Annotated in this window: 22 protein-coding genes and 2 pseudogenes; 5 read left to right on the forward strand and 19 right to left on the reverse strand. The window is 63.5% G+C overall.

What is annotated here, in order from left to right:
* Positions 1 to 22: 22 nt before the first annotated feature.
* A complete protein-coding gene (tkt, locus tag NCR40_RS11230; RefSeq protein WP_250509478.1) occupies positions 23 to 2,074 on the reverse strand; it encodes a transketolase in 2,052 nt (683 codons plus the stop codon).
* 347 nt (positions 2,075 to 2,421) lie between these two features.
* Here tkt and NCR40_RS11235 point away from each other — a divergent pair, with 347 nt between their 5' ends.
* Both NCR40_RS11235 and NCR40_RS11240 read left to right on the forward strand, forming a co-directional pair.
* Positions 2,422 to 2,835, forward strand: coding sequence for a VOC family protein (locus tag NCR40_RS11235; RefSeq protein ID WP_244826237.1), 414 nt, complete (start codon positions 2,422 to 2,424; stop codon positions 2,833 to 2,835).
* Positions 2,836 to 2,899: 64 nt separating this feature from the next.
* The gene (locus NCR40_RS11240; protein ID WP_250509479.1) at positions 2,900 to 3,637 is read left to right on the forward strand and encodes a 16S rRNA (uracil(1498)-N(3))-methyltransferase; all 738 of its coding nucleotides are present in this window, start codon (positions 2,900 to 2,902) and stop codon (positions 3,635 to 3,637) included.
* 99 nt (positions 3,638 to 3,736) lie between these two features.
* On the opposite strand, the pseudogene NCR40_RS11245 reads toward NCR40_RS11240, so the two are convergent.
* The 4 genes and pseudogenes from NCR40_RS11245 to NCR40_RS11255 all read right to left on the reverse strand — a co-directional run.
* Positions 3,737 to 4,132, reverse strand: a pseudogene (locus NCR40_RS11245) (barstar family protein); the annotation flags it as partial.
* Positions 4,133 to 4,201: 69 nt separating this feature from the next.
* Positions 4,202 to 4,309 (reverse strand): annotated as a pseudogene (locus NCR40_RS31610) (barstar family protein); the annotation flags it as partial.
* A gap of 15 nt (positions 4,310 to 4,324) precedes the next feature.
* Positions 4,325 to 4,843: a ribonuclease gene (locus NCR40_RS11250; protein ID WP_250509480.1), complete on the reverse strand. Its 519-nt coding sequence runs from the start codon at positions 4,841 to 4,843 to the stop codon at positions 4,325 to 4,327.
* Positions 4,844 to 5,295: 452 nt separating this feature from the next.
* Positions 5,296 to 7,590, reverse strand: coding sequence for an NADP-dependent malic enzyme (locus NCR40_RS11255; RefSeq protein ID WP_244826241.1), 2,295 nt, complete (start codon positions 7,588 to 7,590; stop codon positions 5,296 to 5,298).
* A 263-nt stretch (positions 7,591 to 7,853) separates the two neighbouring features.
* Between NCR40_RS11255 and thiL the strand changes: the two genes are divergently transcribed.
* From thiL to NCR40_RS11270, 3 genes are read left to right on the forward strand one after another with little or no spacing between them, the layout of a single operon-like run.
* Positions 7,854 to 8,858, forward strand: coding sequence for a thiamine-phosphate kinase (gene thiL, locus NCR40_RS11260; RefSeq protein WP_250509519.1), 1,005 nt, complete (start codon positions 7,854 to 7,856; stop codon positions 8,856 to 8,858).
* Complete coding sequence (locus NCR40_RS11265) at positions 8,848 to 9,387, forward strand: phosphatidylglycerophosphatase A family protein (protein ID WP_250509481.1); 540 nt, start codon at positions 8,848 to 8,850, stop codon at positions 9,385 to 9,387. Before thiL ends, NCR40_RS11265 begins: the two co-directional genes overlap by 11 nt.
* Positions 9,388 to 9,426: 39 nt before the next feature.
* Positions 9,427 to 9,927 carry a CinA family protein gene (locus tag NCR40_RS11270; protein WP_244826243.1) on the forward strand — a complete coding sequence of 167 codons (501 nt, stop codon included), beginning with the start codon at positions 9,427 to 9,429 and terminating at the stop codon, positions 9,925 to 9,927.
* A gap of 156 nt (positions 9,928 to 10,083) precedes the next feature.
* Here the strand turns inward: NCR40_RS11270 and pyrF are convergent, their stop codons facing one another.
* From pyrF to NCR40_RS11340, 14 genes are all read right to left on the reverse strand, one after another.
* Positions 10,084 to 10,896 (reverse strand): orotidine-5'-phosphate decarboxylase, encoded by an 813-nt coding sequence (gene pyrF / locus NCR40_RS11275; RefSeq protein ID WP_250465655.1) that lies wholly within the window; start codon positions 10,894 to 10,896, stop codon positions 10,084 to 10,086.
* A 132-nt stretch (positions 10,897 to 11,028) separates the two neighbouring features.
* Positions 11,029 to 12,162: an aldose 1-epimerase gene (locus NCR40_RS11280; RefSeq protein ID WP_250509482.1), complete on the reverse strand. Its 1,134-nt coding sequence runs from the start codon at positions 12,160 to 12,162 to the stop codon at positions 11,029 to 11,031.
* Positions 12,163 to 12,244: 82 nt separating this feature from the next.
* A complete protein-coding gene (locus tag NCR40_RS11285) occupies positions 12,245 to 13,120 on the reverse strand; it encodes an SMP-30/gluconolactonase/LRE family protein (protein WP_244826246.1) in 876 nt (291 codons plus the stop codon).
* Positions 13,111 to 13,899, reverse strand: coding sequence for an SDR family NAD(P)-dependent oxidoreductase (locus tag NCR40_RS11290; RefSeq protein WP_244826247.1), 789 nt, complete (start codon positions 13,897 to 13,899; stop codon positions 13,111 to 13,113). The genes NCR40_RS11285 and NCR40_RS11290 overlap by 10 nt, the downstream gene beginning before the upstream one ends.
* Positions 13,900 to 13,974: 75 nt before the next feature.
* Positions 13,975 to 14,991 (reverse strand): L-arabinose ABC transporter permease AraH, encoded by a 1,017-nt coding sequence (araH, locus tag NCR40_RS11295; protein ID WP_244826248.1) that lies wholly within the window; start codon positions 14,989 to 14,991, stop codon positions 13,975 to 13,977.
* A gap of 24 nt (positions 14,992 to 15,015) precedes the next feature.
* A complete protein-coding gene (araG, locus tag NCR40_RS11300) occupies positions 15,016 to 16,530 on the reverse strand; it encodes an L-arabinose ABC transporter ATP-binding protein AraG (RefSeq protein ID WP_250465661.1) in 1,515 nt (504 codons plus the stop codon).
* A 59-nt stretch (positions 16,531 to 16,589) separates the two neighbouring features.
* A complete protein-coding gene (locus tag NCR40_RS11305; RefSeq protein ID WP_250509483.1) occupies positions 16,590 to 17,597 on the reverse strand; it encodes an arabinose ABC transporter substrate-binding protein in 1,008 nt (335 codons plus the stop codon).
* A 113-nt stretch (positions 17,598 to 17,710) separates the two neighbouring features.
* Complete coding sequence (locus NCR40_RS11310; RefSeq protein ID WP_250509484.1) at positions 17,711 to 18,490, reverse strand: SDR family oxidoreductase; 780 nt, start codon at positions 18,488 to 18,490, stop codon at positions 17,711 to 17,713.
* A complete protein-coding gene (locus tag NCR40_RS11315) occupies positions 18,487 to 19,173 on the reverse strand; it encodes a 2-dehydro-3-deoxy-6-phosphogalactonate aldolase (protein ID WP_250465664.1) in 687 nt (228 codons plus the stop codon). The genes NCR40_RS11310 and NCR40_RS11315 overlap by 4 nt, the downstream gene beginning before the upstream one ends.
* Positions 19,174 to 19,191: 18 nt before the next feature.
* On the reverse strand, positions 19,192 to 20,154 hold the full coding sequence (locus NCR40_RS11320; RefSeq protein WP_244826253.1) for a 2-dehydro-3-deoxygalactonokinase: 963 nt from the start codon (positions 20,152 to 20,154) through the stop codon (positions 19,192 to 19,194).
* Positions 20,151 to 21,032 carry an IclR family transcriptional regulator gene (locus NCR40_RS11325; RefSeq protein ID WP_250509520.1) on the reverse strand — a complete coding sequence of 294 codons (882 nt, stop codon included), beginning with the start codon at positions 21,030 to 21,032 and terminating at the stop codon, positions 20,151 to 20,153. Before NCR40_RS11325 ends, NCR40_RS11320 begins: the two co-directional genes overlap by 4 nt.
* Positions 21,033 to 21,475: 443 nt before the next feature.
* Complete coding sequence (mtgA, locus tag NCR40_RS11330) at positions 21,476 to 22,228, reverse strand: monofunctional biosynthetic peptidoglycan transglycosylase (protein WP_250509485.1); 753 nt, start codon at positions 22,226 to 22,228, stop codon at positions 21,476 to 21,478.
* The gene (gene aroE / locus NCR40_RS11335) at positions 22,228 to 23,076 is read right to left on the reverse strand and encodes a shikimate dehydrogenase (protein ID WP_250465667.1); all 849 of its coding nucleotides are present in this window, start codon (positions 23,074 to 23,076) and stop codon (positions 22,228 to 22,230) included. Before aroE ends, mtgA begins: the two co-directional genes overlap by 1 nt.
* Positions 23,077 to 23,137: 61 nt before the next feature.
* A complete protein-coding gene (locus tag NCR40_RS11340; RefSeq protein WP_250509486.1) occupies positions 23,138 to 25,219 on the reverse strand; it encodes a ribonuclease catalytic domain-containing protein in 2,082 nt (693 codons plus the stop codon).
* Positions 25,220 to 25,289: the final 70 nt, after the last annotated feature.

Below are 25,289 nucleotides of genomic sequence, written 5' to 3' on the forward strand. Positions count from 1 at the left end.
AAAAAACCGTTGACTGCCGGGTTCAGGCCGCGAGCACGGACTTCGCCGTCTCGACGACATGTTCCACCGTGAAGCCGAAATGCTTGAACAGCTCGCCCGCCGGTGCGGATTCGCCGAACGTGTCGATGCCGACCACGCCGCCTTCGAGGCCCACGTACTTGCGCCAGAAATCCGTCACGCCCGCCTCGATCGCCACGCGCGCCACGCCCTTGGGCAACACGCGCTCGCGGTATTCGGCGTCTTGCTTGTCGAACACGTTGGTGCAGGGCATCGAGACGACGCGCGCGCCGATGCCGTCCTTCGCCAGCGCCTCGACCGCCTGCATCGCGAGCTGCACTTCCGAGCCGGTCGCGATGAGGATGATCTTGCGCGCCGGAATGTCGTCGTTCCAGTCGCGCAGCACGTAGCCGCCCTTCGCGATGTTCGCGATCTGCACGTCGTTGCGCGGCGAGAATTGCAGATTCTGCCGGCTGAAGATCAACGTGGACGGACCTTGATGTTCGATTGCATGCGTCCAGGCCACCGCCGTTTCCACGGTGTCGGCCGGGCGCCACGTCTGCAGTTGCGGAATCAGACGCAGGCTCGACACGTGTTCGATCGACTGATGCGTCGGGCCATCTTCGCCAAGACCGATGGAGTCGTGCGTGAACACGAAGATGGAGCGCGACTTCATCAGCGCCGCGACGCGCAACGCGTTGCGGCTGTAATCCGAAAACGTCAGAAACGTGCCGCCGAACGGGCGGAAGCCGCCATGCAGCGCGAGACCGTTGATGGCCGTGCTCATGCCGAATTCGCGCACACCGTAATTGATGTGGTTGCCCCACTGGATGCCCGCGTGACCGGGGTTCGCGTTTTCTGCGTCGCCGGCGGCGCGTACGGGCTTCGACGCTTTCCAGTTCGTGAGGTTCGATCCCGTGAGATCCGCTGAACCGCCCAGCAGTTCCGGCAACGCAGCGGCCAGACCTTCGATGGTCTGTTGCGATGCCTTGCGCGAAGCGACCGTTTCGGCGCGCTGGTTCGCATCTTCGATGATCTTCGCCGCGCTCGCCTTCCAGTCAGTCGGCAATTCGCCCTTCATGCGGCGCGTGAATTCGACCGCTTCGCTGCCGTACTTCGCGCGGTAGGCCTCGAACGCCTTGTTCCACTCGGCTTCGGCGTGCGTGCCTTGTTCCTTCGCGTCCCACGCCGCATAGACTTCCTGCGGAATCACGAACGGCTCGTAATTCCAGCCGAGGCCCGCGCGCGTCGCGGCGATTTCCTTGTCGCCGAGCGGCGCGCCGTGCGCGTCGTGACCGCCCGCCTTCGTCGGCGCACCCTTGCCGATGACCGTGCGGCAGCAGATCAGCGTGGGCTTGTCCGAGTTCTTCGCCGTGGCGATGGCGGCATCGACCGCTTCGACGTCATGGCCGTCTACCGCGCGGACCACGTTCCAGCCGTAGGCTTCGAAACGCTTCGGGGTGTCGTCGTGGAACCAGTGTTCGACGTGACCGTCGATGGAGATGCCGTTGTCGTCGTACAGCGCGATCAGCTTGTTCAGCTTGAGCGTGCCCGCGAGCGATGCGGCTTCGTGCGAGATGCCTTCCATCAGGCAACCGTCGCCGAGGAAAACATACGTATGGTGATCGACGATCTTCGCGTCGGCCTTGTTGAACTCGGCCGCCAGCAACGCTTCGGCGAGCGCCATGCCGACCGCGTTGCCGACGCCCTGACCGAGCGGCCCGGTGGTGGTCTCGACGCCCGGCGTCATGCCCACTTCCGGATGGCCCGGCGTCTTCGAATGCAGTTGGCGGAAGTTCTTCAGTTCACCGATCGGCAGGTCGTAGCCGGTCAGGTGCAGCAGCGAATACAGCAGCATGGAGCCGTGACCATTCGACAAAACGAAACGGTCGCGGTCGAACCAGTGCGGATTCGTGGGGTTGTGCTTCAGATGGCGCGACCACAGCGCGACGCCGATTTCGGCCATGCCCATGGGCATGCCGGGGTGACCGGAATTGGCTTGTTGAACGGCATCCATGGCAAGCGCGCGGATCGCGTTGGCCATGAGGGCGGTCTGACTGGAGGGCTGGGTCGTCATGTCGTGTCGAGTGCTTGGAAAGCTCGGGAGCTTCCGGCTGGTCCTGAAATAATCCGCAGTGATTCTGCTACGCGCCGGACCCGCGGCACACAACGTTTTCAGGACCGGAACGACGAGAAACGACGAGGATCGGGAGGCCGTCATTCTAACAGACCGGTCCGATTGACAGGCCGCGAGCAAGCGCCAAAGCATCGCCGTTCGACGCGCATCGCTGACCATCGCGGCGGGCACGTTCCGTGCAGCGGCTGCTTCGCTTCGAGCGCCGGCGCCTCCGGATGGCATGCCGGGCTTCGTGGCAGAATGTCCCTCACCGTATTCGTGCAGCAAGGCTTGAAGGAGTGCTTTCGATGACAGACCCACGCCCGGCCGACGTGCCCTGGTTGACGCCCTATCTCACCGTGCGCGATGCGCGCGTGAGCATCGGGTTCTACGAGAAAGCGCTCGGCTTCGCGGTGCGCGACAGCGTGAACGACGATGGCAGCATCATCCACGTCGAGATGACGTATCGCGGCCAGTTGATCGTGATGTTCGCGCCGGAGGGCGCTTACGGCTCGCAGGCGCGCACGCCGAAGAGCTCCGGCATCATGGCGCCGCAGTCGTTCTATCTTTATGTGGACGACGTGGATGCCACCTTCGCGCAGGCCATCGCCGTGGGCGCGAAAGCGCTCATCGAGCCACAGGATCAGTTCTGGGGCGACCGCTTCGCGCAGATCGAAGATCCGGATGGCTATCGCTGGGCGATTGCGCGGCATCTGAACTAAGCGCTGTTTCATTCCCTCAAGGCAACTTCACTATCCGCGGGTTCTGCATCCGCGATCGTTACCTATGCCACGCTTTTACGTTGACGGCCCGCTCGCGGTGGGCCAAACCTTGCCCCTCCCCGACGATGTCGTGCGCCACGTGCACGTCCTGCGCCTCCAGACCGGCGATGTCATCACGCTCTTCGATGGCGAAGGCGGCGAGTATCGCGCGGAGCTGACCGAGATCGCGAAACGTGCGGCCAGCGCGCGGATCGACGAACACGACGAACGTGACGCGGAGCCGCCGTATCGCGTAATACTCGCGCAAGGCGTCGCGGGCGGCGACAAGATGGACTGGCTGATCGAGAAAACGGTGGAGCTGGGCGTCGCGGATATCGTGCCGCTGACGACCGAGCGCGGCGTCGTGCGGCTTGCGGGCGAGCGTGCGCTCAAGCGTCAGGCGCACTGGCAAGCGCTCGTGCGCGCCGCCTGCGAGCAATGCGGACGCAATCGCGTACCGCACGTCGCGCCGCCGCGCGATCTCGACGCCTGGCTCGCCGACTTGCCGCCCGCCTCCGATGGTGAGCTGCGCTTGCTGCTTTCGCCGCGCGCGGAACTCGCGTTCGCGACGCTGCCCGCAAAAGCGCCGCGCGAACCGGTGACTTTGCTGATTGGACCGGAGGCGGGATTTTCGCCATCGGAAGAAAGTGAGATCGTGGCGGCGGGTTTCTCCGCGCTCGGTCTCGGACCGCGCGTGTTGCGCACGGAGACGGCGGGAATCGCGGTGCTGGCGGCACTGGCCGCGCGTTGGGGCGGCTGGTGAACGGGACGACAGCCCGCAAAACAAAATCAGCCCGATGAGCAAGACCCATCGGGCTGATTCATTTTCAAACGTCGCGCGAGCAGCGCTCGCTTCAGCGCGTCAAACGAACGAATAGAACACGCGGAACGCCACGCGCCGTTCGGCCCAGAACTCGGCCGCGTCGCGGAACACGTCGAGCAGCGTCTCGCGCCCTTCCTTGTCGAATTTCTGCGCAATCGGCAATTGCTCCAGCACGATCACGAAACCCGGTTGCGAGCCCGCCTTGTGGACGAGATCGGTCAGCGAGTCGTACAGCGCGTCGTAGTTCTTGCCGAAGTGCTTGGGAAACAGGAACGACGTCGCAATGGTCTCCAGGATTTCCTGCTTGCTCTGCGCCTGCCCGAGATACGCGTAAAGAAAATGCTGTTCGAGTCGATTCGCTTCGTCGGCGAGTTCCTGAACACGGAACGCGCGGATGGATTGCACGATATTCGGCCGCACCGTCGCGAAAAGAGACTCGGATTCCTCCGCCGGTTCCTGAGGATGCGCCTGCACCGGATTCGGCTCGTCATCGGGTCTGTTGTCGTGTTCTGTCATGCGTAGCCGCAATACTCGCTGGAACAGGTTGCCATCGCCGGTTGCGAAAAGATCACTCGCGACGCCGTTGTCGTGCGCGTAGATGTTGTCGCTCATGCCGTTAATCCCTAGTTAGTCCGCAATGCGTTTGAAACTGGCGTAATGGTCGTCCGTGTAGTAGCAGTCGCCAGTCTGCCGCTTCGACCCGCCACACACGATTCGCCGGGCGCCCCGGTCACGCGAACGCGGCGTGGGCACCGTGTACTCGTGGTAATAACCACGCGGATGCCGCGGCAGCACACGCTCGCGATTGCCGAACACGACTCCGTCCTTTGGATAAGGGAAAGGGCCGCCCGCTTCGATCAGCCGCAATGTCGCCACTGCCTGCTTCGGCAACTGCGCAATGCCGATGGTGGCGAGCCCGTCACGCTCAGGCCGGCCGGATTCGGCAGACCGTTGCGTGGGTTCCCGCACCGGTCCCCGACCAAGAGACCCTGCCGATTCGGCGGGCGTTCCCGGCGCCTCGCTTGCCTGAATGGCAGCGGGACCCGCGGATGCCGCGTCTGGTGCGCCGCCACGGGATTCGTCCTTGCCACACCCGCCAAGAATGAGACTCAAGGCGACGATGGTTGAAACCCATGCACGCATCACGAAACGGTTGTCCCCGCGTTATCAGAATTCGACGACCATGAAAGATGCAAGGGTATCGCTAATGACAAGGGGAAGCAACGTTCCGCGAGAAATCGGCAATTCTTCCTTAAAATTGCCAAAAAGCATGGAGATTGGCAAAAAATCAAGTCAATATTTAGCCCAAATCTGAGAGATTTTTATCCTGAACGAGATAATAATTTGTCCCGCAGAGCCGCGAAGCCATATGACGAGTCGCCTCACTTGTCGGCTTCACGGCAGGCGCTCCGCCGAGGCTCTGTTTTTGACCCTTGGAGGGCGAGTGAAGCCCCTTTGCTCTTGCCTCGAAGCGTGCCAACGACCCACGGCACGCTTTTTTTTTCGCCCGCGTTTTTTGCTGCCAAAAAAAACGCGGCGGAAAATTCCGCCGCGTTCAATTGGCACGTCGTCGTACGGCAGACGCTCAGTTCATTCGTTCACCGTGCAGCGGTCGCGTCGGCCACGAGCAGCGCCGTCATGTTGACGATACGCCGCACCGTCGCCGATGCCGTCAGCACATGCACCGGTTTTGCCGCGCCGAGGAGCATCGGACCGATGGCAATGTTGTTGCCCGCCGCAGTCTTCAGCAGGTTGTACGAGATGTTCGCGGCGTCGATGTTCGGCAGGATCAGCAAATTGGCGTCGCCTTCGAGCGTCGATTCCGGCAGCACTTCCTTGCGCAAACGTGAGTCGAGCGCGACGTCGCCGTGCATTTCGCCGTCGACGTCGAGATCGGGCGCGCGTTGCTTGAGGATAGCCAGCACGTCGCGCATCTTCTGCGCGGTCGGCGCGTTGCTCGTGCCGAAGTTCGAATGCGACAGCAGCGCGATCTTCGGCACGATGCCGAAACGCTTCACCTCTTCCGCCGCCATGATGGTGATTTCCGCGAGCTGCTCGGGCGTCGGGTCGACGTTGACGTGCGTGTCGGCCAGGAAAATCTGGCGGCCCGGCAACACGAGGCCGTTCATGGCCGCGTAGACCTTCGCGCCTTCCTTCTTGCCGATCACCTGATCGATGAAGTGCAAATGCCGATGCGTCGTGCTTACCGTACCGCAGATCATGCCGTCGGCTTCGCCCTTTTCCACCAGCATCGCGCCGATGAGCGTGGTGCGGCGGCGCATCTCGAGCTTGGCCATCTGCTCGCTGATACCCTTGCGCGCCATCATCTTGTAGTACGTCTGCCAGAAGTCGCGGTAGCGCTCGTCGTGATCGGTGTCGACCATCGTGAAGTCGACATCCGGCGTGAGACGCAGACCGAACTTCGTGATGCGCTGTCTGATGACCGCCGGCCGGCCGATGAGAATCGGCTTGGCGATTTTTTCGTCGACGGCGATCTGCACGGCGCGCAGCACGCGCTCTTCCTCGCCTTCCGCGAACACGATGCGCTTCTTCTCCGGCTCCACGCTGCGCGCGAGCTGGAACACGGGCTTCATGGTCGTGCCGCTGTGGTAGACGAACTGCTGCAAGTGCTGTTCGTAGGCGTCCATGTCCTCGATAGGACGCGTCGCCACGCCGCTGTCCATCGCGGCCTTGGCCACTGCTGGCGCAATCTTCACGATGAGACGCGGATCGAAAGGCTTCGGAATCAGATACTCGGGGCCGAACGACAAGTCCTGAATGCCGTACGCGGTCGCGACGATATCGCTTTGTTCCTGACGCGCCAGTTCCGCGATTGCGTTCACCGCCGCGATTTCCATTTCCTTCGTGATGGTGGTCGCGCCCGCATCGAGCGCGCCACGGAAGATGAACGGAAAGCACAGAACGTTGTTGACCTGATTCGGGTAGTCCGTGCGGCCGGTGGCGAGCACGGCATCGGGGCGCACTTCGAGCGCGAGTTCCGGCAGGATTTCCGGCGTCGGATTGGCAAGCGCGAGAATGAGCGGCTTCGCGGCCATGCCCTTGACCATTTCCTGCTTGAGCACGCCGCCTGCCGACAAGCCGAGGAACACGTCCGCGCCTTCCATCACTTCGGCGAGCGTGCGCGCGCTGGTCTCGCGAGCAAAGCGTTCCTTGTCCGGGTCCATGAGTTCGGTGCGGCCTTTATAGACCACGCCGGCCAAGTCCGTGACGAAGATGTTCTCGATCTTCATGCCGAGATCGACGAGCAAAGTGAGACAGGCCAGCGCCGCCGCGCCCGCGCCGGACGCCACGAGCTTCACTTCGGCGATGTCCTTGCCGACCACCTTCAGGCCGTTGGTGATGGCTGCCGCGACCACGATAGCCGTGCCGTGCTGATCGTCGTGGAAGACGGGAATCTTCATGCGCTTGCGGCACTCGCGCTCGACGATGAAGCAATCCGGCGCCTTGATATCTTCCAGATTGATGCCGCCGAACGTCGGTTCGAGCGCGGCGACCACTTCGACGAGCTTGTGCGGATCGCTTTCGTTGAGCTCGATGTCGAACACGTCGATACCCGCGAACTTCTTGAAGAGCACGGCCTTGCCTTCCATCACCGGCTTGGAAGCGAGCGGACCGATGTTGCCGAGACCCAGCACCGCCGTGCCGTTCGACACGACGCCCACGAGGTTGCTGCGCGCGGTGAAGCGTGCGGCGTTGAGCGGATTTTCAACGATCGCCTCGCACGCGAACGCGACGCCCGGCGAGTAAGCCAGCGCGAGATCGCGCTGGTTGATCATCTGCTTGGTCGGCGCAATTGCGATCTTTCCGGGGACCGGAAACTCGTGATAGTCGAGCGCGGCTTCGCGAAGCTTGGTATTGGCGTCAGTCGTCATAAGGCGGGCTAGCAGTGCGGGAATTAGAATGGAAGTTCGAACGCATTGTAGCGCCATTCGTGTAGCGCTTTAGCCCGCAGTCCATGCAATTCAGCTACAAGTGCCGTGACTTTAAAAGGTCTGATCCTGAAGCACAGCAAGGCTTTCAGCGCATCGGCCGGTTTTTTCGAGACACGATGCGGGTACGTTCACCGCTCGCCGATGCATTTTGCCGTCCAATACATTTCTATCTTGCAGCGCAACAATCAGCCTTGACGCCCACGATGCTCTCCGAGTTTTCACTGATCGATCGATACTTCGCCCGCCGCGCGAGCCCGCCATCGTCACGACACGACAACGCGGCCGCCATGCCGCTTGGCATCGGTGACGATTGCGCGCTGATCGCGCCGCCCGCCGGACATCAACTGGCTATTTCCACGGACATGCTGGTCGAAGGCCGTCACTTCTTTCCCGATGTCGATCCGAACGCGCTCGGCCACAAGGCGCTCGCCGTGAACCTTTCCGATCTCGCCGCGATGGGCGCGAAGCCGCACGCGTTCACGCTTGCGCTCGCCTTGCCGCGCGCCGACGAAGCGTGGCTCGCCGCATTCAGCGACGGCCTCTTCGCGCTCGCGCAGCGCTTCGACTGCGCGCTGATCGGTGGCGACACCACGAGCGGTCCGCTCAACATCTGCATCACCGTTTTCGGCGACGTGCCGCATGGCGCGGCATTGCGTCGCGATGCCGCGAAGCCCGACGACGACATCTACGTTTCCGGCACCTTGGGCGATGCCCGCGCGGGACTCGGCGCAATACGCGGCGAATGGCCGGCGGCGTCGTCCGCATGGAACATGGCGCTCGAACGCCCCGAGCCGCGCGTGGCGCTCGGTCTCGCGCTGCGCGGCGTCGCGCACGCGGCGCTCGATATCTCCGATGGCCTGGCCGGCGATCTCATGCATATCCTCAGGCGGTCGAACGTGCGCGCCATCGTCGATGCCGACGCCGTGCCGTGCTCCGATGCCGTTCGCGCGTTGCCCGAAGCCGCGCGCCGCCAATGCGCGCTCGCGGGCGGCGACGACTACGAACTCTGCTTCACCGCGCCGCGCGAGCGGCGTGACGCCGTGGCTCGCATTGCAGAACGCGTGGGCGTGGCGTTGACGCGCATCGGTACAATCGAAGCGATGAGCACGCCGTGCACGACGAGTACGCCCGCTATCGACTGGCGCGACAACACGGGCGCGCCGCTTTCACTGACGTTGCAAGGCTTCGACCACTTTCATGCAGACTGACCCGACCCCGGCGCTCCCGGGCGATCCCCCCACTGCGCGCGGCGCGCCGCGCAAGCCGAGCGCGCGCTTCATGCTCACGCATCCGCTGCATATTCTTTCGCTCGGTTTCGGCAGCGGGCTTTCGCCGATCATGCCCGGCACCGTCGGTACGCTCTTCGCGTGGGTTTCGTTCGTCGTGTTCAATCAGTATCTGACGGTGGCCGAATGGGGCGCGCTGATCGTCATCGGCTTTGTTGCCGGATGCTGGTTCTGCGGCTTCACCGCGAAGAAGACGAATGTCGCGGACCCGTCGGCGGTCGTGTGGGACGAGATCATTGCGTTCTGGCTCGTGCTGCTGCTCGTCACGCCCGCGACGTTCACCGGACAGTTGTGGGCGTTCGTCGTGTTTCGCTTTTTCGACATGGTCAAGCCACCGCCCATTCGCTATTTCGACCGCCATTTGAAAGGCGGCTTCGGCATCATGTTCGACGACCTGGTCGCGGCGTTCTTCTCGCTGCTCGTGATCGCGCTCTGGCGCATGACCGTCTGACGGTCGTTCTTCTCACCTTCAACCCTTCGGAACATCGTCATGGCAACCGATACCGTCGTTCACCAACTCGCGATTCGCGTCGGCAACAAGCTCCGCGACGAACGGCTGACGCTCGCGACCGCCGAGTCGTGCACGGGCGGCATGGTCGCGGCGGCGATCACGGATATTTCCGGCAGCAGTGCGTGGTTCGAGCGCGGCTTCGTCACGTATTCGAACCTCGCGAAGACCGAGATGATCGGCGTGCCGGCTGCGTTGATCGAACAGCATGGCGCGGTGAGCGAGCCGGTGGCGAAAGCAATGGCCGAAGGCGCCTTGCGCAACAGCCGCGCGCAGGTGGCGGTGTCGATCACGGGCGTGGCGGGGCCAGGGGGCGGCAGCGAGGCGAAGCCGGTGGGAACGGTGTCGTTTGCGTGGAGCAATCGGCTGCATACGGCTGTCGAGACGCAGTTGTTCAAGGGGGACCGCGAACAAGTACGCACACAGGCGGCGGCGCATGCGTTGAGGGGCTTGCTGGAGTTGCTGGAGCGCAGGGAGAAGTAAGCGGCGATGTGGCTTCGATCGCATCGCGTTCTGACTTCGCGGTATTGGTCGTGAATTGGCGTAGAGTTGAAACGCCGCGAATTCATCGGTACCCGCTGATCCACGTTTCAGCGCGGCTTTAATGCATCGTCGCATTGCCGAAGCCGCGCATCGTTCTTATCGATACGCGTTGATCGAATCGCGCGTTTTCTTCGCCGCGTCCGCAGCGGCTTGAGCGTAATCCTCGCCCTTGCTCGCGTAGATGATCGCGCGCGACGAATTGATCAGCATGCCCGTGCCGTTGCCAGTGCGGCCCGCGCGCACGGTTCTTTCGACATCGCCGCCTTGCGCGCCGATACCTGGAATTAACAACGGCATCTCGCCGACAATACAACGCACCGCTTCGATTTCCCTCGGAAACGTCGCGCCAACCACGAGTCCGAGCTGACCGTTCTTATTCCACCTTTCGGCCGCGAGCGTCGCGACCACGTGATAAAGCGGCCTGCCGCCTGTATCGAGAAACTGCAGATCGGAGCCGCCCGCGTTCGAGGTCCGGCACAACACGATCACGCCCTTGCCTTTATGCGCGAGATACGGCTCGATGGAATCGAAACCCATGTACGGGTTGACCGTGACCGCATCCGCACGATAGCGCTCGAACGCCTCGCGCGCATATTGCTCCGCCGTGCTGCCGATGTCGCCGCGCTTGGCATCCAGGATCACGGGAATGCCGGGATGCTTCTCGTGGATATGCGCGATCAGCGCTTCGAGTTGATCTTCCGCGCGATTCGACGCGAAGTACGCGATCTGCGGTTTGAACGATGACGCGTAAGGCGCGGTGGCATCGACGATATCGCGGCAGAACTCGAAGATCGCGTCCGAACGGCCCTTGAGCGCGGCCGGGAACTTCGACGGCTCGGGATCGAGACCGACGCACAGCAGCGATTGCGTGCGCGACCACGCGGCGTTGAGCGATTGAATGAAGGACATGGCGGGAGGCTTCTCGAAGAACGTCGATGGCACGCATTTTAACGTGCCGGCGTTCCACCCTACTCCTCCGAATCGTCCGGCAAGCCGCCGCTTTTATCGCTTGCTCTCAGGCGTCTGTCATCTGGCTTTCCTTCAGCCATCCACGCGTGCATGCGTTGCGCGTGCCTTCGCCTTCGCGCCCGAACCCGCGCGGGCGCGCGTGCGTGGACTGGCCCGCCGCGACGCATCGCCCGTTCGCTCGACCGTGAAGCGAAACGTACGCGCGAGCCGCTCGCCCGGTTCGAGCACCGTCATGCCGTGCGCCTCGCCTCCACCGGGCAGGTTCACCGCGTTGATCGGATGATCCACCGGCTCGAAGCAAAAGAAGTTCTCGCCGGGCGGCGCGTAGAGCACGTAGTAGTCGGTATCGGCGGCGATGATGAGCGACAGCCGACGCCTGGGCCACAGCACGCTCGTGCGTCCGCTCCAGCCGGTGAAGGCGTTGTTCACCATCTCGGACGGCATCGGGTATGCCACGCCGAACTGCCACGCGGGCGGCGCGGGAACGTGACGCACCGGCAGCCAGTCGTCGCCGCAAAGCCAGAGACCGCCCGCCGCCGCGGATAACTCCGTATCCGCTTCGCGCATCAGAAACGGATGCAGCCCGAGACCGAACGGCAGCGCCTGATCGCCCGTGTTCTGAACGTCGAGTGTCACGACGAGCGTCGCGTCGTCCAAGGCATAAGTCTGCGTTGCGCGATACGAATACGGCTTGCCGTCGCGCCGGTCGAGCGTCATGCGCACATGGGCTGCGTCTGCCTCTTCCTCTTCCACTTGCCACGCGCCGAGCCAGCCGTCGCCGTGAATGGGCAGCGGTTCGCCCGCGCGGTTGCACGGCACGTCGATCGCGCGGCCGGAAAACTCGAACTGCCCATTGCCGATGCGATTCGAATACGGCAGCAGCGGATAGCAGGCGAGCTGATTCGGATCGGTGTCCGGGCCCGGTTCGATGCAAGGTCGGAAGATCGGCACGAGCGCGCCTTCATGACGCCAGTCGAATCGTGTGATGCCGCCGCCGAGCGAAGGCGCGACATCGAGCCGCAAATGCGCGTTTGCAAGCGTGATGCAGCCAGCGACGCCCGCGCTGCCGATAGCGACCGCCGCGGTGCCCGGGCCGGGGCGTATCGGCGGCTCCTTGGCGGCGGCGAGACGAGAACGGCGGGCGTTCGCCTGCGCCGTGGATGCGGATACCGCGTTCGATCCTGTTTCTGTGCGCGCAGCAGTCATGGCTCGTACTCCAGCGAGAGGCGAAACTGCCCGGCGTGGCCGGGCTTGGGCGCGCTTGAACGCAGAGCGCGGCGCCTTGGTTTCATGGCTTGCCCTGAAATACCGCTTCTTCGATTCCGCGCACACCCGGTGTGGCGATGAACACGCCGCCTGCATGCGGATCGGTCTGCAAGGCACGCTCGTTCAGTCCGACGCGCGCGCTCGTCACATACATCGAGGCGAAGTCCGCGCCGCCGAACGCGACGCAACTCGGTTGCGCGCTCGGCACATCGACACGCGCGCTTTCGCGGCCATCGGGTGCATAACGCACCACGCGATAACCGCCCCATTGCGCGTTCCAGAGCCCGCCATCGGCATCGACGATGGAACCGTCGGGAACGCCCGTCGCATCGCTCAATTCGACGAACACGCGGTCGTTCGCGAAGCTCGGGTAATCGCACGCGCGAATCTGGCGCGTCGGGGAATCGCAGTAGTACATCGTCGCGCCATCTGGACTGAAGCCGATGCTGTTCGAGATCGCGCAGTCCGGAAGCGGCAACCGTTCGAGCGACAAATCGTGATTCAGCCGATAGAACCCGCCGACCGCCTGCGCATCCTCCACGTCGTGCTTGGTGCCGAACACGAAGCGCCCTTCGCGGTCGCAGCGGCCATCGTTCAGACGCGTCGGCAAATCGGCTTCGACGAGCATGATGGTCTCGATCTCGCGCGTCGTCAGGTCGAAGAACGCGAGCCGCGATGCAAGGCCGAGCAGCAAGCGTCCCGCATCGGCGCACGGCGTGAAGCACGCGAGCCGCTCGGGCATTTCGAAGGATTCGCTTTTGCCATCGCGCGGATCGTAACGCCACAGACGCTTGCCTTCGATATCGGTCCAGTAGAAGCGGCCGCTTCGCGCGCACCACGTCGCGCCTTCGCCGAGCGCGCACTGGCTGTCGACGAGAAGGCGCGCTTTCACGCCCATCCTCCGTCGACGACGATATCCTGCGCGGTCAACATGCTGCTGTCGTCCGACGCCAGGAACAGCGCCGCGCGCGCGAGATGTTCCGGCATCAGTTCGGCGTCGATGCACTGGCCGAGCTTGATGGCTTCGCGGCCTGCGTCGTCGAGCCAGAGCGTCTTTTGCTTTTCGGTCATCACCCAGCCCGGGACGAGCGTATTCACGCGAATGCCGAACTTGCCGAGATCGCGCGCGAGGCCGCGCGTCATGCCCTGCACGCCCGACTTCGACGTGACGTAGACCGGGAAATTGCCTTGCTTGAGCATCCAGCTGATGGAGCCGAGATTGATGATCGAGCCGCCGCCGAGCTGCTTCATGTCTTCGATGACCGCCTGCGCCGCGAAGAACTGATGGCGAATGTTCACCGCGATGCCGGCATCGTACGATTCGGGCGTCACGGATTCGATCGAATGACGCTTGTCGTTCGCCGCGTTGTTGACGAGCACGCTGATGGGCCCGAGCGCCGAGCGCACATCGACGATGCCTTTACGCAAGGCGTCGATGTCGGTCAGATCGATACGCAGGAAGAGCGGCTTGAAACGGCCTTCGGGCAGCGACGCGCCGAGCCGGTCGGCGAGCGCTTCGCCCGCGGCCGTATCGATATCGAAGAACGCGACCTTCGCGCCCTGACCGGCGAAGTTTTCCACGAAGGACGCGCCGATACCGGTGGCGCCGCCCGTGATGAGCACGGTCTTGCCCGCGAGGCTGGGATAAACGGCGAGCTTCTTTTCAGTGGCTGACATGGGCTTGTTCACAAGAGTTTGGCTTCGCGAAAGCCATATGGCTCTCGCGGCGATGCAAACGACACGACCGGAGGCTCAGTCCCGCGACCCGCGATTCTTCAGCTGATCCAGCAGCACGGCGGCCAGCAGGATCGCGCCGCGCACGAGGTACTGATAGAACGCGTCGATGTTCAAAAGGTTCATCACGTTTTCGACCGTGCCCATGATGAGCACGCCGATCACGACGCCCGAGATCGTCGCGCGTCCGCCGAGCAGCGACACGCCGCCCAGCACGCACGCGGAAATCACGTTCAATTCGAAACCTTCAGCGGCATTCGGCTGACCCGACGTGATCCGCGAAGCGAGAATGACGCCCGCGAGCGCGGTGACCGCGCCCTGGATCAGGAAGATCCACACGCGCGTGCGCTCCACGTTGATGCCCGCGAGCCGCGAGGCTTCCGGATTGCCGCCAATTGCGAGCGTATTGCGGCCGTACACAGTCTGGTTGAGCAATACGCCAAAAACGATGAAACATGCAAGCGTGACCCAGATAGGCAGGGAAATCCCCAGCATCGACAGTCCGCCGAGTTCGATGAAGGTGTCCGACGACACGCCCACCGCCTGACCGTGCGACACGATGAAGCCCAGGCCGCGCACGATTTCCATCGTGGCGAGCGTGGTAATCAGCGCGTTGATGCGCAGATAGGCGATCACCGCGCCGTTCACGAAGCCGATCACCGAACCCGCCGCCACCGCCGCGATGATCGCGATGAACGTATTGCCCGTCGCGTTCAACACCATCGCGCAAAGCACGCCGGCGAAGGCGATCGTCGAGCCGACCGAAAGGTCGAAGTCGCGCGAGGCGAGGCAGAACATCATCGTGCAGGCCACCATGCCGATCTGCGAGATCGACAGGGCCAGTCCGAGCATGTTTTCGATCGAAAAGAAGTGATCGACCGTCAGCGACATTGTGGCGAACATCACCACGAAGATCACGATCAGACTGTATTCCGTCAGTTGCTGATACCACTTTTGCTTGTCGTTCTTCTGCGGAATCAGCGCGTTCGCCACCGCCTCACCCGCTTGCCCGACGATGTTTTCTCTTGCTTCCATGATGTGCTCCCCTGTCTTCTCTCTTTAAGCCGCTTCCGCGACCGTGTCCGATTGCGGCAGCGCCAGACTCAATACCGACTGCTCGTTCGCCTTCCCGCGCGGCAATTCGCCCGCTATACGCCCTTGCCGCATCACGACGATCCGGTCGGACACGCCCAGCACTTCGGGCAGTTCCGACGAAATCATCACGATGGCGCAGCCGCGCTCCGCCAGTTGATAGATCACGTTGTAGATCTCGTGCTTGGCGCCGACGTCGATACCGCGCGTCGGTTCATCGAGGATCACGACCTTGAGATCCGGCTCCGCGAGCCAGCGCGACAGAATGGCTTTCTGCTGATTGCCGCCCGACAAAAAGCGGATGCGCTGTCTGCGGCTCGGCGTCTTGATCTTCAAGAGCTGGATGAAGCGATCCGCCGTCTGTGCTTCCTTCTTGCGATCGAGGAACAAACCCGCGCGCAGATAATGCCTGCGGCACGAGATGTTGATGTTCTCCGCGACCGTCGCCATCGCGACAATGCCCTCTTCCTTGCGATCTTCCGGGCACAGCACGATGCCGTGTCGAATCGCTTCGCCCGTGCTGCGCACCTTGATCGGCTGACCGTCGAGTTCGATCGCGCCTTCCTTCTTCTTGTCCGCGCCGTAGACGAGGTGCATCAATTCGCTGCGCCCCGCGCCCACCAGCCCGAAGAAACCGACGATCTCGCCGCGCCGCACTTCGAAATTCGCCGGCGCGCTCAGGGCGGCGCCTTGCAGGTTCTTGACCGAGAAGCGCACGTCGCCGAGCGGCCGCGCGCGATAGTTATAGATATCGCTGATCTCGCGGCCGACCATCTCCTGAACCAGCGTGTCGCGCGGCAAGTCTTTCAGCGAAAGATGCGACGCGATCTTGCGGCCGTCGCGGAAGATGGTGCAGGCATTGCACAGCTCGTAAATCTCGTCCATGCGATGCGAGATATAGATGAGCGCGCGGTTGTCCGCCTTCAGATCGCGCACGAGCTTGAACAGCACTTCCGTCTCGCGATGCGACAACGAACTCGTCGGTTCGTCGAGCGCGATCACGCGCGCGTTGCGCAACAGCGCCTTGCAGATTTCCACCATCTGCCGCTGCGCGATCGAGAGCTTGCGCAGCTTGGCGTTGGGATCGAGATCGACGCCCATTGCCGTCAGCCGGTCGCGCACGTGCTTCTTCGCCTCGCGCTTGTTGACCCAGCCGAGCCGGTTCGGCAGCGCGCCGAGCAGCAGGTTCTCGGCCACGGTCAAGTCCGGCACGTACTGCAACTCCTGATGGATCACCGCGATGCCCGAAGCAATCGAAGCCGCGGCGCTTCCGAAATGCACTTCCTTTTCGTCGATGAGCACGCGCCCCGAATCGGGCTGATACTCGCCGCCGAGAATCTTGAGCAAGGTCGATTTACCCGCGCCGTTCTCGCCCATCAAACCGTGAACTTCGCCGGCGTTGACGTCGAACGACACGCCGTCGAGCGCGCGCACGCCTGGAAAAACCTTGCCGATATTGTCAAAACGCAGCGTCGCTGACACATCGCCTCCTTATGCTTCGAGCGAGCCACGCCACGCGCGGCCCGCTCACGTCCAATGACTTAGTTCGATGCCAAGCCCATCTGCTGACGCACCGACGCCACGTTTTCACGCGTTGCCAGCATGCCGGTCGTGAGCGTGAGTGCCGGCGGCGCCTTGCCGTCCTTGATCCACGCGTACATCAGGTCCGAGGTTTCCTCGCCGTGACGCTTCGGGCTGATGATGACCGTGCCGTAGAAGCCCGTCGGGTTCGGTTTCTTGAACTCGTTGATCGCCGAATCCGAGCCGCCGATGCCGATGCCGATCATGTTGTCAGCCTTGAAGCCACGGCCTTCCGCCGCGCGCACCGCGCCGAGCACGCCTTCGTCGTTGAGCGCGTAGGCCACCCAGTGCTTGAACTGCGGGTTCTTCGTGAGCGCGATGTTCGCGGCGTTGAACGCGTTTTCGGTGTCGGTCTTCGCTTGCGGCGCCATGATGATGTTCGCCTTCGGAAAGCCCGATGCCACGAGCGCGTCGGTGGCGCCGGCCGTGCGGTCATGCGCGGTCGGCAGCTGTTCGTAAGTCACGTCGATGGCGCCGACTTCCTTCACGTCCCAACCGCGCTTCTTGATCTCGGCCGCAATGCCGTCGCCGACTTGCTTGCCGATGTTGTAAGCCGAAATGCCCATGTGCGGCACGGCTTCGATCGGCTTGCCGGAACCGTCGACGAGACGGTCGTCCACCGTCATCATCTTGAGCTTGTCGGCCTTCGCCTTGGCCACGATGCCCGGTCCGAGCTTGACGTCAGGCGTGCAGATGATGAACCCTTGAGCCTTTTGCGCGGCAAGGTTGTCGATCGCGCTCATGACCTTTTCGCCCGACGGCGCGCCGATCTTCACGAGGGTGAAGCCCTTCGCTTTCGCGGCCATTTCGGCGAACTTCCATTCGTCCTGGAACCACGGTTCTTCGGGTTGCTTCACCAGGAAGCCGATCTTGACGTCGTCGGCGGCTTGCGCAACCGGCGCGGCGATCATGGTGGCGCTCGTGGCCGTCGCAGCGGCGAGAAGGGTAAGGATCAGTCTGCGTTTCATCGTTTTGTCTCCCGACTTTTTGCTCGAATCATGCCCGCGCACGGGCGCTCAGTTGGTTGGCGGCCGCGTTTTTGTAGTGATGCCGCACCACGGCCAGTGCGTCATTCGTGACTTCAGTCGTGGTAGAGCGCAGAGCGCCCGCCATCGATCGTGATGCAACTCGCGTTGATGAACGGCGCCTCGTCGGATGCGAGGAACACCGCCGTCATCGCCACTTCTTGCGGCTGGCCGACACGCTTCATCGGCTGCAAATCCAGTGTGGCCTGACGCGCGGCCTTTGGATCGGGCTGGCCGTTCCACCAGTCGAGCGTCAGTTGCGTTTCGATATAACCCGGCGCGATGGCATTCACGCGCACGTTGTTCGGCGCGTATTCGATGCCGAGCGCGCGCGTCAGTCCGATCACGCCGTGCTTGGCCACCGGATACGGAAAGCAGCCGGGGATGATCTTGAACGAATGCGTCGAGGCGATATTCACGATGCTGCCCGCGCCGCGCTCGACCATGCCGGGCAGCGCCGCGCGGCAGCCGTTCCAGACGCCGTCGAGATCGACGGCGAAGCAGCGCCGCCAGTCTTCGTCGGTCATCGTGAGCGGGTCGCAGAACACGTTGATGCCCGCGTTGTTCACGAGCACGTCGAGCGGGCCGAACGCGCTTTCGGTTTGCGCGACCGTGTCCTTCACCGATGCGCTTTGGGTCACGTCCGTGCCGATCGCGACGACGCGCGTCGAATTCGCTTCCTTCGCGATGCGTTCAGCCGTCGCTTGCGCCGTCTCGATATCGAGTTCGGCGAGCGCGACCGCCGCGCCCTCGCGCGCAAACGCCAGCGCGATCGCCGCACCGATGCCGCGCCCGGCGCCCGTGATCATCGCGACCTTGCCGGCGAGGCGGTTCATTGCTTCTCGCCCCGTGTGGAACGCGCGACCGCTAGTCCGTCGATGAACGCCTTCGCATGCGATGCCGTCGCAGTTTCGCTCTGCCCCGGCTTGTACAGCGCCGAGCCGAGACCGAAGCCGTTCGCGCCCGCGCTGAGAAACGGCCCCATGTTGTCCGGCGCGACGCCACCCACCGGCACCAGCGGCACTTCCTTCGCGATTACCGCGCGCCACGCCTTCACGACATGCGCGCCGAGTTGTTCGGCGGGGAACATCTTCAATACGTCCGCGCCGTTCTTGAGCGCGAGGAACGCTTCGTTCGGCGTTGCCACGCCCGGCGCGCAGGCGAGCCCCTGCGCTTTCGCCGCGCGCACGACATCGGCGTCGCTGTGCGGCATCACGATCAGTTCGCCGCCTGCCGCGCGCACGCTGTCGACGTAACTCGCATGCAGCACCGTGCCCGCGCCGACGATGGCATCGGCGGGCAGCGCCTGGCGAATCGCCGCGATGCTGTCGAACGGCTGCGGCGAATTGAGCGGCACTTCGATGATGCGAAAGCCCGCTTCATACAGCGCGCGGCCGTGCGCCTCGGCTTCCTCGGGCGTGATGCCCCGCAGGATCGCGATCAGCGGACACGCGGCGAACGCTTTCGCGAGGCCGCCGTGCATGCCGTAAGGCGCGGGTAGATTGATGGGCGGTTGCATTCGTTTCTCCTTTCCGTGTCACATGCGCGCGGGCTTGGCGATCAACCCGGCCTGCAATGCGATTCGATAAAGCCCGGATTCGGTCGCTTGCGCCACCGTCTGCGCGTCGTTGCATCCGTATTGCGCGAGGGCCGCCCGATAGCGGTCGCACAGCGCATCGTTGCCGATCAGACGCAGCGTCTTGCCGGCGAGCGTCGCGTTCTCGCGCGCCAGCACTTCGTTCAGGCCGCGCAGTTCATGGCCGATCAAAAGTCCCGACAGATAATCCGGCTGCTCGGCCGCCGTGAGCTGACCGGTCAGTCCGAGTGTGCGCGTGCTGAAGATCGTCGCCAGAAGGCCGGCATGACCGGCATCGCGCGCGGTATCGACGCCTCTCAGAAATGCCGCGCTGTCCGGCTTTGCGTCCTGCTCCATCGTGCGGCCGAGGATGGTGTGATCGCGCAGTGCGCCGAAGGTCTCGCCCGTCATGAACGTATAGAAGCGTTCGATCCGTCCCGCTTGCACGAATGCCCACTTGGCATGCGTGCCCGGCAGACCGATGAGCGCGCCACTCGCCGTGTTCAGCGACGCATCGCTCGCGAGTGCGCCGAAAATCTGCGTCTCCTCGCCGCGCATCACGTTCGGCAGCGTGCCGCGTTCGAGCACGCCCGGCACGACATGAACGGTCGCGCCCCGCGCCGCCTTTACCGTGACGATGCCCGCGACGAGCGCGTCGGCATCGGCGGGCGTTTCGACGTAAGGCGCCTCCATCCAACCCTGCGCGCTGCCGACCATGCCCGCCGCGATGACGGGTAGTTGCGCATTTGCGCTCAGCCAAGCGCCGCAGGTTTCCTCGAAAGCCTGATCGAAGCCGCCAGCGGGCAGCTTCATGATTCCCGCCGACGAAGCGCGCGTGTCGAGCGCGGCGCCCGCGGCATCGAGCAGATAAGCGCGCAGGGACGTCGTGCCCCAGTCGAGCGCGATCAGAACGGGCGCGCTCATCGCTTGATCCTGCGGTTGGCTTGCGGCGCGCGCCAGCCGAGTTCCTCGGAGATCGCGCGCGCTTCGCGCTGCACGACCGGAATCAGTTCTTCCATGCGTTCGTGGGGCATATAGGGAATCGTGCTCGCCACCGAAAGCGCCGCGACGATCGCACCCGACGCATCGCGCACGGGCGCCGCCACGCAGCGGATCGACGCCTCGTTCTCTTCGAGATCGAAGGTAAAGCCACCTTGCGAATAGCGTGTCATGCGCTGCAAAAACGTGTCCATGTCCGGCCGGTTCTCCGGCTTGAAACTCGTGCGGGCGAGCGCGCGCAGCGATGCATCGAGCAGCTTCTTCCAGACGTTGGCTTCGAGGTCGAGCATCATTGCCTTGCCGATTCCCGTCGATGCCAGCGGCATGCGATGCCCCACGCGCGAGCGCATTTCCAACCCGCGCGTGCCCGGAATCTTGTCGATATAGAGCACGTCGTCGCCGTCGCGCACGCCAAGGTGAATGGTGTCGTGCGTGTATTCCGCGAGCGACTGCAAATGCGGACGCGCGACCGCCGTGAGCGGCATCTGTTCGAGCGCGATGGTGCCGAGTTCGATCAGTTTCGGCCCGAGCAGATAACCGCCCTGCACTTGCCGGAGATAACGCGCCTGCACGAGCGAACTCACGAGCCGATGCGTCGTGCTGCGCGTGGTGCCGAGCGCCGCGCCGAACGAGCGCAGATCGCGCGCGCCGTTGGCGGCGGCTTCGAGAATCGCGAGGCCGCGCAAAAGCGTTTGCGTGCCTGCCTGTTGCGGCGTGATGTCGACGAGCGCGCTCGGCAGCGCAAAGGCGTCCGGATCGCGCCGATGATGGCCGTTGCTTTTCTTGTCGGCGCCGTCGTTCATGGCGTTGGCCGACATATCGCGCACGTTCGGCGCGGATTCGGTTTGTTCGATTTTGGTCATGCCGCTCGTTCCTCGATGAACACGACGCGCGTCATGCGAAGCGTGCAAGCTGGACGGCGCGCGCGGCACAAGCCCAAGCGCCCGCCGAAGCGATGACGAATCCGAAAGATGAGGCGCGTGACGCGACCCGCGAACGCGGGCAGGCGATCGATTGCATGACTTGTCTCCGTTGTTCTGGATATTCTTCGTCGCGCCCGTCTCGGAGGACTGGCGCGTGTGCTTTTTATGCTGTGGTCGGATTGTAGTTCCGCCTATCTCGATAATTCAATATGTGATCGCACTGTTCACATAATGGGAGTGAAGCTGACGGCCGACAGCCTTTTGAAAACAAAAAAGCCCTGATAAATCAGGGCTTTAACTTGTTTATCGCGGCCAGCTAAATTTCACTCGGGCAACTCGGCCGCGCCCATTCGCCGCGCGATTACGTTGGCGCGCCTGGTCAGATACGGCGTCGCGCGGTGATCGTCGAAGTATTTCGGACGCGGCAGCATGACGGCAAGCCGTGCGCTTTGCGACGCGGACAGCTTTGCCGCCGTCGTCTTGTAGTAATACTGGGCCGCAGCCTGCGCGCCGTAGACGCCATTACCCCACTCAACCGAATTGAGATAGATCTCGAAGATGCGCTGCTTGTCCATCAAAAGCTCGAGCATCGACGTGATGACGAGTTCCTCGGCCTTGCGGATATAGCTTTTCTCGCGCGACAAGAACAGATTCCGCGCCAGTTGCTGCGAAATGGTCGAACCGCCCACGACGATCTTTCCGCGCGCCTTGTTCTTTTCCCAGGCTTGCAAGATGGCGTCGGTTTCGTAGCCGTTGTTATTGACGAAGTTGGAGTCTTCCGACGCGATGATCGCGCGCTTCAGATTGCGCGAAATCTGGTCGTACGGAACCCACGTGCGTTGCAGTTCGATGCCAGGACGCTCTTTCGCGAGGGTCCAGGCGTCGGCGCGCATGAAGGCCGTCGCGCCGGGATTTACCACGGTCCAGACCGCGATCTGCGCGAAAAAGTAGAGCTGCGTCGCGAGCGCGGCGATAACCAGTACCGACACGCCATAACCGATCCAGCGCGCGGGACCGAGCCGCACCCCGCGCCGCTGCCGCGTGCGCGTGTGCTCGGACATGGGTGCGGTCGTCATCAGACTTTGGCTGCGAGCACCTGGCGCAGCTCGCGCAATACCGCGCCGCCGTCCGGGCGCACGCCGCGCCAGATGAAGAACGATTCGGCCGCCTGTTCGACGAGCATGCCGAGGCCATCCGCCGCGCGCGCCTGAAGGCGTTCGGCGTGCTGCATGAACACGGTTGGCTTCGCGCTGTACATCATGTCGTAGGCGAGCGTGCCGGCGCCGAACGCGGCGGCGTCGCAGTCGGGCAAGGCGGCGTCGAGACTGCCCGCGGTCGCGTTGACGATGACGTCGTAGCGCCCTTCTTCCGCGCTCTTCGCGCTGCCGCCCGCAAACCGCACGTTCGACGCGAGCGCGGCTTCCGCGAACTGATCGACCAGTTGCAGCGCCTTCTCAGCCGTGCGATTCACGATGGTGAGCACCGCCGGCGAGCGATCGAAGATAGGCAGCACGACGCCGCGCGCCGCGCCGCCCGCGCCAAGCAGCAGCACGCGCTTGCCCGTGAGGCTCACGCCGAGATTCACTTCGATGTCGCGCACGAGGCCGACGCCGTCCGTGTTGTCACCGCGCACGCCATCCGCACCGAACGACAGCGTATTGACCGCGCCCGCAGCGGCTGCGCGCGGCGAGAGTGTATTGGCGAAAGCGTGGGCGTCGAGTTTGAAGGGCACGGTCACGTTCATGCCGCGTCCGCCCGACGCCATGAACGTTCTGGCTTGCTCCTCGAAGCCGCCGAGCGGCCCGAGGATGCGTCCGTACTCGATAGGCTCGCCGGTCTGGATAGCGAATTTCGCGTGAATCCAGGGCGATTTGCTGTGCTCGATCGGATTGCCGATCACCACGTATTGATCGCGTTGCGTCATCGCGCGCGTCCCGTGAGTTGGCGCGCGGCGTGCGCGCTCTGGATCATGCCGGCGCGCGGCTTCATTCCGCCCGCTCCGAAGACTCTTGCGATTCGCCTGCACCCTCGACTCCGTCGGCACCTTCGGCCGTCGGCTCCGTCGCGGAGACTTCCGCCTGCGCTTCGGCTTCGCTTTCGGCGCTGAGATCGACGGTTTCGACGATCTCTTCCTCGGCTTCGTCTTCTTCCACCGGCGCGCTTTGCGTGGGCGCGTCGATCACGTGCAGCAGGCGGCACGACGCCTCGACGGTCAGTTCATCGATAGATACGACTTCGAGCATCAAACGCGTGCCGCGCGCATGCACGCCGAGTCCGGGCACATGCAGGATCAGCGGAATTTCTTCGAGACGCACCAGATCGTCCTTGATGACCGATGCCGGAACTTGCCGCTTGTTCTCCTGCTTGAGCCAGCGCAGACACCAGAAATACTCCATGCGGCGCTGATGATCGGCATAAGCGGTGTAGGTATCGTCAAAACCTTGCACCACGGCGAAGAGATCCGCGTCCTTCGGTTTGAACGGCGCGGCGAGCTTGGCCGTCACGCCATGCTGCACGCACGCGAGCAATTGCCACTGATTCACGAGATCGACATAACGGCGCAGCGGCGAGGTGCTCCACGCATATTGCGCGACGCCCAAGCCTTCGTGCGGCGCGGGCGTGGTCTGCATGCGCGTGCGCTTTGGACCGGGACCGCCGAAACCGCGCTGCGATCGGTAGATGCCCGGTACGCCGTGATCGTTGAGAAACGCGCCCCACGACGAATTCGCGAGAATCGCCAGTTCTGCGACGATCAGATCGAGCGGCGAGCCACGGCGGCGCGGCGTAATGGTGATGTGCTCGCCTTCGACATAGAAATTGAAGTCGTTGTTACGCTGCACTTCGCGCTTCAGACCGTAAGTGGCGCGCGCCTGCTGTCGCTTTTCGAAGAGCGCTTGAGCCAGCGGCCAGAGCACGGCAATGTCCGCCTTGTGCGGATAATCGCCGCTGCCGTCCGCGAGCGTCTCTTCGGTGACGTGTTCGTCGAGATGGTTGTGGCGCAGATTCGACTTCACGAATACACGTTCGGCGCGCGTTTCGGTGGCGACGATCTCCTGCGTCTCGCGATTCACGATGATGTAAAGCGACAGCGCCGGGCGCAAGCCGCCTTCACCGAGCGTGAAAACATTGACGACGTCGTCGGGCAACATGGTGATCTTGTCGCCCGGCATGTAGACCGTGGACAGCCGGCCACGCGCAATGGCGTCGATCGCATCGCCCCGCGCGATGCCAAGCGCCGGCGCCGCAATGTGAATACCCACGCGCACGCGGCCATCGGAGAGATGCTGGACGGAAAAGGCGTCGTCGATTTCGGTCGTCGTGACGTCGTCGATGGAGAATGCTTCGACATCCGCTTCGGGCAAGTCTTCCGGGAAAGGCGCGGGTTGCAGCGACGGAAAACCGACGCCGTGCGGAAAGAACTCCGACAGGAACTTCGCTTCGTGCAAGGCGCGCGCCGAGGCAATTCCGCCGCATTCCAGCATGAGCCGCGCTTGCGAAATTCCGCGCGCGGCGGCCGCCGCTTCGAGCGCCTTGTACTCGATGGAGTTCTTGTCGGGCTTCGTGAGCAAACCGATTGCCTTGCCCGCGAGCGCTTCGGGCAACTTGCCCGCCTTCAGTTCCTCTTCGTAGCCCGCTTGCACGAGCGCCTGCTGACGCTTGCGTTCGAGCCCGGCAAGCGCCATCTGCAATTGCTCTTGCGGCGCTCGCTGATACTGCCCGCGCCCCTTGCGGCGAAAGTACACCGGCGCGCCATGCATGCGCAGCACGAGCGCCGCGCGTTCGGCCGCGCCGAATTTGTCGCCGAAGTAATCCGCGCCGAGCGTGGCGAACGGAAATTCGTCGTCGGGCGCGCATTCCCACAGAAAGTCGAGATCGATTTCCTGCGCGATGGCGTCGGCTTCCTGCATCAGCTCGCCCGCAGCGGGTTTATCGAATTCGATCAGCACGTCTTTCGCGCGCACTTTCGCACGCCGTCCGCCCGGCAATTCGACCTGGAAGGCATCGCCCTGTTTGGACAGCACCGATCCGGCCTTGAAACTACCCGATTCCTCGAAGAAAACGTTCACTCAATACTCTCGTAAAACGGTGGACCGGGTCGCGGCAAGCGCGCCGGCGGTTGAATGGGCTATGTCCTCG

The organism is Caballeronia sp. GACF4, assembly GCF_023631025.1.
Taxonomy (GTDB): domain Bacteria; phylum Pseudomonadota; class Gammaproteobacteria; order Burkholderiales; family Burkholderiaceae; genus Caballeronia.

Coding starts and splice junctions, on each gene's coding strand:
- tkt (WP_250509478.1), bottom strand. CDS start 2,074: ATGACGACCCAGCCCTCCAGTCAGACCGCCCTCATGGCCAACGCGATC.
- NCR40_RS11235 (WP_244826237.1), top strand. CDS start 2,422: ATGACAGACCCACGCCCGGCCGACGTGCCCTGGTTGACGCCCTATCTC.
- NCR40_RS11240 (WP_250509479.1), top strand. CDS start 2,900: ATGCCACGCTTTTACGTTGACGGCCCGCTCGCGGTGGGCCAAACCTTG.
- NCR40_RS11255 (WP_244826241.1), bottom strand. CDS start 7,590: ATGACGACTGACGCCAATACCAAGCTTCGCGAAGCCGCGCTCGACTAT.
- thiL (WP_250509519.1), top strand. CDS start 7,854: ATGCTCTCCGAGTTTTCACTGATCGATCGATACTTCGCCCGCCGCGCG.
- NCR40_RS11265 (WP_250509481.1), top strand. CDS start 8,848: ATGCAGACTGACCCGACCCCGGCGCTCCCGGGCGATCCCCCCACTGCG.
- NCR40_RS11270 (WP_244826243.1), top strand. CDS start 9,427: ATGGCAACCGATACCGTCGTTCACCAACTCGCGATTCGCGTCGGCAAC.
- pyrF (WP_250465655.1), bottom strand. CDS start 10,896: ATGTCCTTCATTCAATCGCTCAACGCCGCGTGGTCGCGCACGCAATCG.
- NCR40_RS11280 (WP_250509482.1), bottom strand. CDS start 12,162: ATGACTGCTGCGCGCACAGAAACAGGATCGAACGCGGTATCCGCATCC.
- NCR40_RS11285 (WP_244826246.1), bottom strand. CDS start 13,120: ATGGGCGTGAAAGCGCGCCTTCTCGTCGACAGCCAGTGCGCGCTCGGC.
- NCR40_RS11290 (WP_244826247.1), bottom strand. CDS start 13,899: ATGTCAGCCACTGAAAAGAAGCTCGCCGTTTATCCCAGCCTCGCGGGC.
- araH (WP_244826248.1), bottom strand. CDS start 14,991: ATGGAAGCAAGAGAAAACATCGTCGGGCAAGCGGGTGAGGCGGTGGCG.
- NCR40_RS11305 (WP_250509483.1), bottom strand. CDS start 17,597: ATGAAACGCAGACTGATCCTTACCCTTCTCGCCGCTGCGACGGCCACG.
- NCR40_RS11310 (WP_250509484.1), bottom strand. CDS start 18,490: ATGAACCGCCTCGCCGGCAAGGTCGCGATGATCACGGGCGCCGGGCGC.
- NCR40_RS11315 (WP_250465664.1), bottom strand. CDS start 19,173: ATGCAACCGCCCATCAATCTACCCGCGCCTTACGGCATGCACGGCGGC.
- NCR40_RS11320 (WP_244826253.1), bottom strand. CDS start 20,154: ATGAGCGCGCCCGTTCTGATCGCGCTCGACTGGGGCACGACGTCCCTG.
- NCR40_RS11325 (WP_250509520.1), bottom strand. CDS start 21,032: ATGAACGACGGCGCCGACAAGAAAAGCAACGGCCATCATCGGCGCGAT.
- mtgA (WP_250509485.1), bottom strand. CDS start 22,228: ATGACGACCGCACCCATGTCCGAGCACACGCGCACGCGGCAGCGGCGC.
- aroE (WP_250465667.1), bottom strand. CDS start 23,076: ATGACGCAACGCGATCAATACGTGGTGATCGGCAATCCGATCGAGCAC.